Here is a 13,214-nt window from a genome sequence, read left to right as displayed (position 1 = left end):
CAAAAAACATGTATTAATCTGCTATACAAATCAATACAATATAAAATTAATCACATTGAAATTTTTACACAATACCCACATTTAGTGATATTTACAAAAAATTACTTGCTTTTGTAAACTGAAAAAGCCCATTCAAAATAGAATGGGCTTTTATAAAAATCAAAATGTATTTTATTTACTTAAAAATTGTTTTTGTAGTATGTAATGTGCCGTCTTCAAGAACAGTTTTTACAATTAAAACTTGATCGCTCGAAGGAAGGTTATCGATAACTAACTCCTTACTAGTTATATCTTTTTTGAAGTAAATTTGCTTCCCTAAAATGGAATAAATAGTAACCGACTTGATGTCTTCTTTGCCAGCAGTTACTTTTAATTGCTTATTTTTCAGAGTAACTAACACCTTATTGCCATCAGCAATTACATCTTCTACACCAAGAGTTTTATCCGTGTAACGTAAAACAAAACGATCATTAAAAGTTCCTATTGTCGTTTGAAAACTATAAGGAGACGTTTTTAGATTATGGATTGTATTGGTGTTTTTATCTTCTAAAAATACATTTTGAGTGGTAAATAATCCATCCAAATTATCAATACTGATTGCAAACTCCCCCTCAACCGTAGAGCTATAGCCCAATGGCACGAGATCATTTTGTTCAAATGGCAGTGCACGACCTTGAATCACATAGTTTGCAGCATTATTTACACTATAAAAATTAATTATTGCATTAGCATTAAAACTAAGTCCATCAAATGCTGTATCAAAATCGTTGGTAGCGCCATCTATGTACCCGACTAAAGTTTGCTTAAAAGCATTTTGTTTGTTGGTTAAGTTCAACCAAATTCTACTTCTGTCCGTTGCTACGTTATTTTTTTCGGAAGCTTTCGTTCTAAAAAACTGAGAGTTATTTAAGTAACTAGCCCCAATACGCATATCATTATTAAAAGTAATTAGAGTTCCAGCAGTGGCGGTGCTAGTAGTAAAAAACGATTGTCCCGCAGCAATGAACCCATTTGGAATTCTTTTAGGTGCCGGTTCAGAAATTGCAGGAGCAGTACCCACTCCTCCAGTACGATTAAAACTGGCGTAATCATCTTGAATAAACACTAAATCACCGGAGCCTTCATTTGCAGCTCCAACTTTATTACGAATGGCAGTATTATGTGTCCAAAAATAAATGGTGCCTCCCAATACGCTTGAATTTACATTTAAAAATTTAACAGCATCAATTGCAGATGGATAAGGATTTCCGATCAAATTGAAGGTATTTGGTCCTCCAACTGCTATCGTTTTTTCTCCATTATTGGGTGCCCCTGTAAATGTAGCTTCAAAAACGGAAGAAAAAATTGGATAAGCAGGGTAGTTTGTTTCTGGAGCTCTAATGATATACCCTTTACCAATGTCCATTGTTGTTGTTGATGGCGATGGTTCTACATACCATGTAGCTCCTGGTATAAAAGACCAAAACCTAGCCAAATTTGTATTTGGTGACAGAGCCAATAAATTTTGTGCCGCTACTGGACTTGACCAGTAGGTATAATCCGATGCTCTACGAACAACCGTAGTTTGTCTTTTATAGTTGATAACACCACTATTAACAGCAGCATCATTAACTTGCACCAAACTAGCATTGTTACTAAATGTTACCGATCCTGAGGTACTTACATTTAATTCATTTTGTAGTTTTAAGGTAACCCCCGGATTAACGATCACATTAGTATTAGGACTTATGGTACATGAACAAAGTTCTGTATCTGTATTTAGTGAAATAGGTGACGCATTACCCGCAGTAATTGTACCTATTTTATTGATACCAAAACCCGAAGACCAAGTTGTGCCGTTGTAAGTAGTAGTTTCTAAACTTGTTATAGGCACACTTGCACTTATCACAGGAGAGCATGGACCACCAGAAACAGTGAAGGTATAACTGTTTCCCTGCGCTAATCCAGAGATAGTTGCTGTAGCACCTGATCGTGTTACTGTTATGCCCGGAGTTACGGGATTTGGAGTTATTGTCAATGGTCCAGAAGAAGGCAACCCAGCCAAAACCACACTTCCTGTTGGAACTGCACAAGTAGGTGGGGTAACTGTACCTAAAGTCAGCGTTATTGGCTCATACATTTCTACAGTATTTGAAATGTTATTAGCAATTAGAGTCCCATTACAAGAACCTGAGGCTAAACTATTTATCCTTATGGTTGTAGCGTTATTAGCTACCATTATCCCAAGATCAGCTGTAAATTGTCCATTGCCTGCTGTAGTTACAGTCATTGGAGCGGTATAGCTAGGAGAATTTCCATTAATACTTAAACTATATGTAACCGTATAAGAACCAATAGGTAAACTTGCTGCTGTGCCACTCAGTGTTACCAACGAAGTTTTATTTGTTGTACATGCTGTGGAGACGGCTGCAACGCTGGTTAGAGCGTAAACAGGACAAGGCGCAATTACTGTTACGTTATAATCTTCAGCCTGACCATAGAAAAGACCTGAGAAACAAGGATCACTGGCATTGTTATTGAAAACTTTTATGACCCGCATCCTTGTCGTGCCGATAACAGCTGTTGCAGGAACAGTTATGTTTCCTGTTAGTATTGTAGCATCTATTCCTGTAGAGTTTGTGATGGTACCTAAGTTTGTTATTTCATTGGTATTGTTTCCAAAAACACCATTTTGATCCCAGTCGATATAAACTTTATAAAAATCTGTATAATTTCCAGCTGTATTTCCTTTCACAGAAATAGCATTGATTGCTGAGCCCTGAACAACAGAACCTGTATTACAAAATACTTCTAGACTAGGGCCTCCTAATGCGTTTGAAGTAGTATTATTTATTCCTGCAAAAGTTACATTTGTAATAGGCTCAACACCATTATTAAAACTTGGAGTACAATAGGCTGAACTAGCAGAGGTATAAATAATTATAACTCGACCATTACCTCCTCCTCCACTAGAGCCACCATCTCTACCTCGCTCTCCACCACCACCACCTGGAGCAGTTCCTGTTCCGCCGTTGTCACCTGTACCGCCACCATTACCGCCACTACCACCTCCATTTGTTCCTACACCGCCGCCGACGCCTGTACCAGTACTATTATTATTTCCATTAGCTCCATTATTCGTACTTCCTGCTGAAGCGCCTCCACCAGCGCCTCCATTATTAGCACTCGAGCCTCCATTACCACCACTAAAAGTGATATCACCCACACTCAAAGATCCTTGTCCTCCTCGGCCTGCGTTGGTACCGCCGTTTCCACTATTACCTCCTCTGGCAATAACCAATGTACCAAAGCTTGAGTCACCACCGTTAGCGCCTGCTGCACCGCCTTGACCAATTGTAACAGCAAACGAATTTCCTTCGCTAACATTCAGAGTACTTTGGGCAAAAGCTCCACCTCCTCCTGCTTGACGAAAATTTCTATCTCCTCCTCCCCCAGCTCCCCATACTTGTACCGTAATAGAAGTTACACCACAAGGAACTGTAAAAGTTCCTGAATTGGTATATGTTTGCGTAGTTTGTCCAAAAGAAAATAATGAGAAGAAAAGAAAAAGGGCTAAAAAATAGCATGTAGTTGTGTTAAAGTATTTCTTAATCATATCATTTCTTATTTAAATATTTAATTGGTTTTCAGCGAAATAAAACTGCTTTAAATATGCCACAAGTTAAGTCTCCTATTAAAATCAATCCTAAAAAAATCGATAAAGCGCAAAATTAATCGATAAAATACACGTTTAACATGTAGAGAGTTATGTTTTTTTATAAGATTTTTATTATTCGAATAATAAACTACTTTATATACGTAATTATTTAAATATTGGTTCTTGCGTAAACTAAAGCGATAACGAAAAAATAAATTATTTTTGTCTCTAACTAATCCAACGTCTAATTCCTTTGAAAGAAATCTATTCGATAAAAGAAGCCATCAAAAAAGCAGAGCATTACTGCGCTTACCAAGACCGTTGCCACGACGAAATGATGAGTAAACTGCGCAGTATGAAAATGTCAAATGATGAGATAGACAAAATTATCGCCCACTTAATTCAAGAAAAATTTTTAAACGAAGAGCGTTTTGCTTGTAGTTTTGCACGAGGAAAACACAGAATTAAATCTTGGGGAAAAATCCGAATTACAAATGAACTCAAGTTCCGAAATATCAATCAACGACTGATTACAAAAGCACTACAAGAAATTACAACTGATGAATATTTAGAGACTTTCCATAAAACTGCTGACCGAGTTTGGGAAAACAGTACCGAAAGAAACACCCTCAAAAAAAGAAAAAAGTTTTGTGACTATTTACTCCGTAAAGGATTTGAGAGCCAATTGGTTTACGAAAAAGTAAAAGATTTAGAGGCTCAATAATACGCTCACCGCATTACCACCAAAACCAACTGCGTTTACCAACACTTTTCGAATTGGTTTATTGGACTGCTGCGCTTCCGCAAAAGGTACGCCGATAAACGTATTGTGCTGCATCATCAGGATGGCCAATTCCATACTCAAAATTCCAGAAGCACCGAAAGTGTGGCCTATCTTCCATTTATTGGTAGTTAACAGCGGTAAATTAGTACCAAAAAGTTTCTGAATGGCTTTGTATTCTGTCAAATCGCCTTTTATGGTTCCGGGAGCATGCATTACGATTACATCTACATCAGTCAGTTCCGTATTTTGCAAAGCCATTTTCATTGATTTTTGAAAACAAATTGCCTCTGCTGATATTGAAATATTATGTTCAAGTAACTCAGTAGCATAACCAATTCCTTCAATGTAGGCCAATGCATTTGGTGCTTTTCCCGCTTCAAGACAACAAACTGCGGCCCCTTCGCCAAGCACCATAGTGTTTTTCTTCTTCTCGAAATCCAAAGCACGATTGGGCCATAATTGAACATCAGCTTCTGTTTGAGAATAAATTTTTAAAGCGCGCATTTGAGCAATCGTAAAATCAGTTAAAGGCGCCTCGCTACCACCCACCAAAAACTTATCAATCATTCCAGATTGTAGCCATACGTAGCCATTTAAAACTGCATGCAGCGCTGTCGAACAAGTTATAGAATGTGAAATTTCAGGACCCGAACTTTGTAAATCATGCGCTACCCAAGAGGCAATATTTCCTAAAGTAGTAGTCGGCGAAGCCAAAGTTTGCGCTTTACCAGATTGAATATAATCCAAATGATGTTTTTCGAATAATTCTGTCGCTCCGCGTGAAGAACCTAAATTGATCCCGAACACTTCTGACTTATCCCAACCCGCTTTTGCAACAGCGTTACGAGCAGCAATCATCGCATACAAAACAGACTTGTCGAGAAATTTGTATTTCGAATCTTCTTTACGCAATGCTTCAACCAAAGACACTTCTTCATCCTTTAAAGAAGCTACAAATGTTGGCGCCTGATCATACGATTGCTGTGTAAAACAGTGTTTGTCTTGCAAGTACATTTCCCACACCGACTGAGCGTTGCTGCCTAGAGGCGAAATTGAGGCTATTGAAGTGATGGAGATAATTTTCGACAAGATTATTTTTGATTTAAGGAATGCTAAAAAACTGAAAATGCTCTAGTAATTCGCTTTTAAAACTACTTCAGAGCACCTTCAAGTACTTTGCAAATTTTCTGCAAATTTAAACTATTTCTAAAGCATTTTCGATCACTTGATATACTTTTTGTAACTGCTCATCGCTAATTACGTACGGCGGCAATACATAAACAATGTTTCCTACAGGTCGTAAAACAACGCCATTGGCAATAAAAAAATCGTACAACTTGTTGCGCAAACTTCCGTAGTAACTTGCCGCACCATCGGTAACAACTTCGAGTGCAATAATAGTTCCCAAGATACGGGTGGTAACTATTTTTGGATGGTTTTTGATACGCTTCTCAAAAACCTTATGATTGTCATGAATCCTAACAATATTACTTTGCATTTCATCCGTTTGCAACAAAGTCAAACTCGCCAAGGCCGCAGCGCATCCTGTAGGGTTAGCTGTAAAAGTATGACCGTGGAATAAAGCTTTATTGATATCATCATCATAAAAGGCATCGTACAAATCTTGCGTAAAAGTGGTAATCGCCATCGGAATCGTGCCTCCTGTTAATGCTTTCGACAAGCACATCATATCAGGTTTATTAGTCACGTAATCAGTAGCAAAATTGCGTCCCGTTTTACCAAAACCCGTCATTACTTCATCAGCAATGTTGAAGACTTGATTTTCCTTGCAAATTTGCATCAGTACTTCAAGTGATTTAGGCTCATACATCACCATACCTGCGGCTCCTAAAACCAAAGGTTCAAATATAAAAGCTGCACAATTTTTAGTATTAATGACATTTTGTAAAGCATCATAACTCTCTTGCTCGTGCCCTTTTACAGGAACAGGAATACGCACGACATCAATAAACATTCCTTCAAAGGCTTCGACAAAAAACGAGATTCCGCTGGCTGCCATAGCGCCAAAAGTATCACCATGAAAAGCATTTTCAAAAGCAATAATAGTCGTTCGTTTTTCGCCTTTGTTGAAAAAATACTGTAACGCAACCTTGATTGCTACTTCAACGGCAGTTGAACCGTTATCTGAAAAAAATATTTTTTGTTGATTTTTTGGTAAAATCTCCATTAACTTTTCAGCAACAAGAACCGCGGGCTCGTGTGTAAAACCTCCAAAAAGTACATGTTCTAACGTGGTTAATTGTTTGTAAATCGCATCAGCTATAAACCGATTGGAGTGCCCGTAAGGATTTACCCACCACGATGCAATGGCATCAATATACTCTTTACCATTCTCATCCCAAAGTAAAGCACCTTCACCTTTTGCAATAGCAATGGGCAAAGCAGCTGTTTTATGTTGGGTGTACGGATGCCACAAATACTTTTGATCTCTTTCTACAAGAGTGGCCGTTTCCAAAGCAACATTTTTTATAGTACTCATAATTTATAAACTCAAAAGTTTGTCACGAAATAAATCAGCGTATTCTTTTATGGCATTGGCATCAAAATAAGGTTCTTGATCAATGCGGCCAATAAATTTAATTCCTGTCTTGTTTAAAATTATCGATTCGGTAGCTTTGTTTTCGTTGCCACTAAAAACAATACCAGCAACCGATAGATTTCTATTTTTCAAACATTCGATAGTCATCAAAGTATGATTGATACTGCCTAAATAATGGCGTGAAACTACTATCACTTTATAATCGGGTTGAATCAAATCTACGACGCAATCCGTATCATTTAATGGAACCAAAATCCCGCCAGCACCTTCAACTACCAAATGATTTTTGGTTTCTGGTTCAGTTATTTTATTTAAGTCAATTATAATTTTATCTAACTCGGCAGCATAATGCGGACTTGCAGGCGTATGCAATGCATAGGCATTAGGATGAATTACCGTTGTACTGTTTGATAAAAGTAATTTGATTTTGTGACTGTCAGAATGTTTTAAATCACCCGCCTGTATCGGTTTCCAGTAATCAGCTTCGAGAGCCTCTGTAATAATAGCCGATGCAACAGTTTTACCAACATCGGTTCCAATTCCTGTTATAAATAGTTTCATACTTTTTAAAAAATTATCCAACAAGCAAATGCTAGCAGTATTTAATATTATATCTTTTTTTGTTCAAAAACGTACACACTTAGTAAAGTAAGTACTTTTTCAATTTGTTCCTTTGTGTTGTAACTGTGTAAACAAAAACGGAGGCGTTCTTGCCCTTCTGGTACCGTAGGCGAAAGGATGGCTTTTACATCAAAACCTTCATTTTGCAATTGTTTAGCAATCATTTTTACCTTATCATTACCCGGTATAATTGCCGATTGAATGGCTGATTTACTGTAAACAAACAAGGGCTTAACGCCCAGCATATTTTTTATTTGATTGAAATGATCAATGTTTTTCCTGAGTTTAAAAAGCACTGCATCATCAGAGGCCAATTGCTTGTATCCCATGAAAATTGTGGCAACTGAATGGGGCGACAGACCAGTAGTATAAATAAAACTGCGGGCGAAATTAACCAAATAATTTTTCAAAGATTCACTACCTAAAATGGCTGCTCCATGACAGCCCAAACCCTTACCAAAAGTCATGATACGGGCAAAAACTTGGTCTTGTAAACCTAACATTTGCACCAAACCTTCTCCTTTTTCGCCAACCACTCCCAATGCATGCGCCTCATCTACGATCAAATAACAGTCATTATCAATGGCAATTTGCACTAATTCAGCTAGATTAGGGCAATCTCCATCCATTGAAAAAACAGATTCTGTGACAATATAAATACTGGAGGAAGATAGTTGAGTAGCTTTTGCTTTAGCGATGAGTTCTTCTAAATTTTCGAGATTATTATGTTCAAATTTATACGATTTTGCAGCACTCATTTGAATTCCGTCACGAATAGAGGCATGACATAAAGAATCAAATATGATTACATCATTGCGTTGCGGTACAGCACCAAAAAAACCAACATTGGCATCGTAACCAGAATTGAACAACAAAGCGGTTTCTGATTGATGAAATTGCGCAATATAATTTTCGGTTGTAGCATATACCGCATGATTACCTGATAACAAACGGGAACCCGTTGCGCCATTTTGAAGCAAATTCTTGGAAACTAAATAATCATGAGTTTGATGAAAAAGAGTTTCAGATGCTGCAAAACCTAAGTAATCATTAGATGAAAAATCGATAGCCATTGAAGGAGAAGGTAGTATTCGCAAAGCATTCTGCTCCATTCTGGTTTGCAGTTTATCCAAAAGATTTTTAGGAAATTTTTTCATGGTGATACAAAAATAAGCAAGTTTTATATGAATTGAATTTTAAGCGTCAATTCATCCAAAAGGGTACTCTATCACATTACTTCTAGCTGAGAAAACACTGAAAGAGTTTTGAGCTATATGAAACAAAATTCATTGCAATTTAACAGATAAAAAAGAAGAGTCGTAATGTTAGCTGGATATTTTTACGAAAACGGTTTCGATTGATTAAAATCATAAATTTATGTTAATTTAATCTTAAAAACAATCTTAAAAAAAACAGTCTGCACAATTGTTTGCTACTTTCGAAGCATATGAAACGGATTGCTACTCTTTTTCTGATAGTTACGTTATTCTATAATGTACTGGGCTATTATCTGATGTTTGCTTATCAGGAAGAACAAGCATGGGTTTCAGCGATTGAAAAAAAAGACAATATCAATTACCAAGTTATTCAATTAAATGCTTCTTTATATTCGTTTGTAGAGGATACTGAATTTGAATATGTAAATGAAAATGTAATTATCGACCAAAAAACGTATCACATATTCAAAAAAAGAATTCAAAACAATATTCTGAGCTTGTATTACCTCCCAAATTCACATCAAGAATCAATAAATCCTGACTTACAAAATATTGTTGATCAACAATTGTTTAATGGCGGTGCCACAAAAGAATCGCCTTTAAAAAAACTGATGAAATCTTTCTTAAAAGATTATATTCCTCAAGCAACAGCTGCCATAGTATTTTCACCAGAAAACAAGGCAACTACTACTGAAATTGCAGTATCACCCACTCCGCTTTTAATTGCAGGTTATCTGTCTGTGCCCTTCTCACCTCCGGATTTGGTTTAAGCTCTTTGTTAAAACCTATTTTACCTTAACTTTTTGTACAATATAAATTTTAGCTGTTTAAAAATGTGCTAAACTTAAATGCTTGCGCAATCAACAACATTAGCTTTAAGCTTGTTATTGATCTAAAGTATGGCAACTATTTCATTATAGCCGTTTTTAGCAAATATCATTTTACAAAAAAGCAACAGCAACTTTAGCTATCCTGCACAGTCAACACACAAAAATTTGACTGAGCAGATAATAAACATACCATTTTGTGTTTACCAAAAGAGCTATTCAAGTAAATCAGGCTTTTAACAACCCAATATCTAATGGAGTTCTATTGATTTTCGGGAACTATTTTTTTTAAAAAACCAACTCTTTAGTAACTTAAATCAAACACAAAAAACTTCTTTTGTATAGAAGTGATGCGTATTTTATGCTTCTTATTTTGATCACTATAAAAATCAAAATCAGGTCCTGCAGACAAAGGATAATTGAGCATAAAAATATATCTCTGCATTTAAAAGATCAAAAAATTAACCAGCCCAGCAATTAAAAATGAAAAATAAATATTTACTTGGACTACTACTCGCTCCACTTTTTTTGTTTTCTCAAACAGAAACCGATGGATTATTTATGAGTAAAAATTATTTCTGTTTTGGAACAGTATATCAGCACAACAGCTGGAATGAGTATTGGGAAGGTGACTTTAAACGTGAAAATCTTAATTTAGGAACCGTTTATAGTTCATCCTTGGCAGTAATGGGTAATTACGGATTAACGAAAAAATTAAATGTACTAATCAGCCTACCTTATGTAAAAACCAAAGCTAGTGCAGGTACTTTAGCGGGACAAGAGGGCGTACAAGATCTTACGTTGTCTCTCAAACACCTTACATTTAAAAGAAAAATAAACAGAACAGCCTACACAGTCTACACAGTTTTGGGGCTATCTACACCCTTATCAGATTATGCAGCAGACTTTTTACCATTAAGCATTGGTGCAAAGAGTAAAACCGCCACCCTACGCTTGATAGCTGATTATCAAAACAAACGCTTTTTTACTACTTTTTCAGCCGCATACGTAAAAAGAGCTTCCATTGAGATTGATCGCAATTCCTACTTTACTACAAAACCATATTACACAAATAGAGTAGATATGCCAGATGTAATAAATGTAAACTACAAAATAGGATATCGAACCAATACCCTTATTGCCGAAGCCTCTTTGGAAAATATGGTAACTCAAAGTGGAGGTTTTGACATTACCAGCAATAATATGCCTTTCCCGAGCAATACCATGAATGCACTTCGAACAGGTGTTTTTACAAAATACAGCCCAAAACAAAATCCTAGATTATCCTTCTTAGCAGGTTGTAATTACACTTTAAATGGTCGAAATGTAGGGCAAACAACCTCTATTTATGGCGGCCTATTTTACATCTTGAATTTTAACAAAAAACAATCATGAAAAGTACATTCAAAAAAACCTCAATATATCTTTTAGCAGTAATTTCTTCGATAATTTTCACTTCATGCAATGAGGATCTAGAAGAGAGAAATAATGAATTTCAAGCTTTAAATCCGATATCACAAGATGAAGAAGCAGGAGCTTGGAAAACATTTTTATTAACTAGCCCTAATGAATATTCGCTAGATGCTCCAATAGCCAGTAACAGCCCAGCATTTACAAGAGAAATAAATGAAATAAAAAGTTTCCAAGCTAATATTACTGCTGAGCAACAAAGAATCATTCGCTATTGGAGCGTAGGTGGCGTATTACGCTGGAATGAAATTATGCGCGCACTCGTGGCCAAACACAACCGACCGCCCTACCAAAATCCTGACGGAACCTACCCAACTCCATCAGCAGCAAATCCTTTTGCTAATCCTGAGTTTCCTTTTTCGAGCCCACCGTATGCAGCGAGGGCCTATGCATATGTAAGCGCTGCACAACATGATGCTTTGGTTGCAACATGGTTTTATAAAAAGCAGTTTAGCAGAATTGCTCCCTTTACGCAAGACAACGCATTGCAAGTATTAGTTCCTAAAAGTACATTACCCTCCTATCCCTCTGAAGACGGTGCAATCTGCGGTGTAACAGTAGAATTACTCAAATTATTATTCCCAACAGAAATTGCATTTATTCAAGAAAAAGCAGCTGAACACCAATTATATCGCATTATTGCAGGCGCAAACGTGCGAAGTGATGTTGATGCAGGAATAACTTTAGGAAAAAAAATAGCAGCGAAGTTTATTGCAAGAGCCAGTTCTGATGGCGCAGGAGCCGCGATAGGAACTCCAGCGCAATGGGCACAACTAGAAAATGAAACAATTGCAAAAGGCGAAACACCTTGGAAATCTCTTGAATTGCCAGCTCGTCCGCCAATGCTACCCTTTTTTGGGAAAGTTAAATCATTTATTATGACACCCGAAATGGTGATTGCAAATAGACCAGTGCCACCACCATCAACTAAATCAGATCTTTTCAAAAAAGAATTAGCAGAAATCAAATCAATAAGTCAAAATCAAACCAGAAGAAATATGGAAATTGTTACATTTTGGGCAGATGGAATTGGCACTTATACTCCGCCAGGACATTGGAACGCAATTGCAGCAGAATCTTTTGTTAAATTGAATTATAGCGAAGTTCGTTGGGCTAGAAACATGGCCTTACTAAATATCGCCATGATGGACGCAGCAATAAGCTGTTGGGATGCCAAGTATGCCTATTATAACCCGAGGCCAACACAAATAGATCCTTCTATTAAAACAAATACTGGAGTTCCCAATTTTCCAGCTTACGTTTCTGGCCATTCCACATTTAGCGCAGCGGCAAGCACCGTATTATCTCATTTAATTCCGAGTAAAAAAACCAGTTTTGAAGCTATGGCCAAAGAAGCATCTGAATCAAGGATGTTAGGTTGTATACATTACCGCAGCGATTGCGAAAAAGGAATGGAGTTAGGACAAAAAGTTGGAAATCTAACCGTGCAACGCGCCAAAACTGATGGAGCAGAATAATTAAAACTCCTCTAGAATAAAACCATCATTATCGAATACACTATGAATACGATACTTTATTGCAGGGCCAATTTACTCGAGGAACTAGAACAAATACGGGAATTACAATTGCAAAATAGTAGCTCACAATTCTCTACTGAAGAAAAAACTAAGGAAGGTTTTGTGACTGTACAACATACTGTATGTCTCCTTGAAAAAATGAATAATGCTTGTAAGCACATCATTGCCAAAGATCATACAAAAGTAATTGGATTTGCATTAGTCATGCTACCTAGTTTTAAAGCCGAAATACCTGCTTTACAGCCACTATTTACCAGAATAGAACAACTTGTGGCTCGCGAAGCGAAATACGTTGTAATGGGGCAAATTTGCATTTCAAAAGACTATCGGAAGCAAGGTGTGTTTAGAGCATTGTACCTCTTTTATAGAGAACAACTTCATGGTGAATTTGATGTACTGATTACCGAAGTAGCAACACTAAACCAACGTTCGCTGCAAGCACATCAAGCAATAGGTTTCAAAATTATTGCTACTTACCTTGAACACGACCTCGAATGGAACATCATACAATGGAACTGGAAATAAAAAAAGCCTAACGATGAGTTAGGCTTTTTTTGATA

Annotated in this window: 10 protein-coding genes; 5 read left to right on the top strand and 5 right to left on the bottom strand. The window is 36.8% G+C overall.

Translation table 11 applies throughout. From position 1 onward, the window contains the following. Positions 1-175: 175 nt before the first annotated feature. A complete protein-coding gene (locus KBJ98_RS11050; protein WP_210790690.1) occupies positions 176-3,595 on the bottom strand; it encodes a GEVED domain-containing protein in 3,420 nt (1,139 codons plus the stop codon). Between the two features lie 295 nt (positions 3,596-3,890). Between KBJ98_RS11050 and KBJ98_RS11045 the strand changes: the two genes are divergently transcribed. Beyond that, entirely contained in the window at positions 3,891-4,361 is a 471-nt protein-coding gene (locus KBJ98_RS11045) for a regulatory protein RecX (protein WP_225899117.1), read from the top strand. Here the strand turns inward: KBJ98_RS11045 and KBJ98_RS11040 are convergent. The 4 genes from KBJ98_RS11040 to KBJ98_RS11025 all read right to left on the bottom strand — a co-directional run bounded on the left by KBJ98_RS11040 (position 4,347) and on the right by KBJ98_RS11025 (position 8,759). Beyond that, the gene (locus KBJ98_RS11040) at positions 4,347-5,510 is read right to left on the bottom strand and encodes a beta-ketoacyl synthase N-terminal-like domain-containing protein (RefSeq protein WP_210790688.1); all 1,164 of its coding nucleotides are present in this window, start codon (positions 5,508-5,510) and stop codon (positions 4,347-4,349) included. The genes KBJ98_RS11045 and KBJ98_RS11040 overlap by 15 nt on opposite strands. Before the next feature lie 106 nt (positions 5,511-5,616). Further along, positions 5,617-6,921 (bottom strand): adenosylmethionine--8-amino-7-oxononanoate transaminase, encoded by a 1,305-nt coding sequence (gene bioA, locus KBJ98_RS11035; RefSeq protein WP_210790687.1) that lies wholly within the window; start codon positions 6,919-6,921, stop codon positions 5,617-5,619. A gap of 3 nt (positions 6,922-6,924) precedes the next feature. Further along, entirely contained in the window at positions 6,925-7,542 is a 618-nt protein-coding gene (gene bioD / locus KBJ98_RS11030) for a dethiobiotin synthase (RefSeq protein ID WP_210790684.1), read from the bottom strand. 47 nt (positions 7,543-7,589) lie between these two features. Next, positions 7,590-8,759 carry an aminotransferase class I/II-fold pyridoxal phosphate-dependent enzyme gene (locus KBJ98_RS11025; protein ID WP_210790682.1) on the bottom strand — a complete coding sequence of 390 codons (1,170 nt, stop codon included), beginning with the start codon at positions 8,757-8,759 and terminating at the stop codon, positions 7,590-7,592. Between the two features lie 290 nt (positions 8,760-9,049). Here KBJ98_RS11025 and KBJ98_RS11020 point away from each other — a divergent pair, with 290 nt between their 5' ends. The 4 genes from KBJ98_RS11020 (at position 9,050) to KBJ98_RS11005 (ending at position 13,179) form a co-directional block, all read left to right on the top strand. After that, on the top strand, positions 9,050-9,589 hold the full coding sequence (locus tag KBJ98_RS11020) for a hypothetical protein (RefSeq protein ID WP_210790679.1): 540 nt from the start codon (positions 9,050-9,052) through the stop codon (positions 9,587-9,589). Positions 9,590-10,129: 540 nt separating this feature from the next. Continuing rightward, positions 10,130-11,041, top strand: a complete 912-nt coding sequence (locus tag KBJ98_RS11015) for a hypothetical protein (RefSeq protein ID WP_210790676.1) — start codon at positions 10,130-10,132, stop codon at positions 11,039-11,041. Next, positions 11,038-12,594: a phosphatase PAP2 family protein gene (locus KBJ98_RS11010; protein ID WP_210790674.1), complete on the top strand. Its 1,557-nt coding sequence runs from the start codon at positions 11,038-11,040 to the stop codon at positions 12,592-12,594. Before KBJ98_RS11015 ends, KBJ98_RS11010 begins: the two co-directional genes overlap by 4 nt. Before the next feature lie 42 nt (positions 12,595-12,636). Further along, positions 12,637-13,179: a GNAT family N-acetyltransferase gene (locus KBJ98_RS11005; RefSeq protein ID WP_210790672.1), complete on the top strand. Its 543-nt coding sequence runs from the start codon at positions 12,637-12,639 to the stop codon at positions 13,177-13,179. Positions 13,180-13,214 lie beyond the last annotated feature (35 nt).

It is taken from the genome of Flavobacterium erciyesense (genome assembly GCF_018069925.1).
Classification (GTDB): Bacteria; Bacteroidota; Bacteroidia; order Flavobacteriales; family Flavobacteriaceae; genus Flavobacterium; species Flavobacterium erciyesense.
This window is presented reverse-complemented; position numbering and strand designations above follow the sequence as displayed.

Coding starts and splice junctions, on each gene's coding strand:
- KBJ98_RS11050 (WP_210790690.1), bottom strand. CDS start 3,595: ATGATTAAGAAATACTTTAACACAACTACATGCTATTTTTTAGCCCTT.
- bioA (WP_210790687.1), bottom strand. CDS start 6,921: ATGAGTACTATAAAAAATGTTGCTTTGGAAACGGCCACTCTTGTAGAA.
- bioD (WP_210790684.1), bottom strand. CDS start 7,542: ATGAAACTATTTATAACAGGAATTGGAACCGATGTTGGTAAAACTGTT.
- KBJ98_RS11025 (WP_210790682.1), bottom strand. CDS start 8,759: ATGAAAAAATTTCCTAAAAATCTTTTGGATAAACTGCAAACCAGAATG.
- KBJ98_RS11020 (WP_210790679.1), top strand. CDS start 9,050: ATGAAACGGATTGCTACTCTTTTTCTGATAGTTACGTTATTCTATAAT.
- KBJ98_RS11015 (WP_210790676.1), top strand. CDS start 10,130: ATGAAAAATAAATATTTACTTGGACTACTACTCGCTCCACTTTTTTTG.
- KBJ98_RS11010 (WP_210790674.1), top strand. CDS start 11,038: ATGAAAAGTACATTCAAAAAAACCTCAATATATCTTTTAGCAGTAATT.
- KBJ98_RS11005 (WP_210790672.1), top strand. CDS start 12,637: ATGAATACGATACTTTATTGCAGGGCCAATTTACTCGAGGAACTAGAA.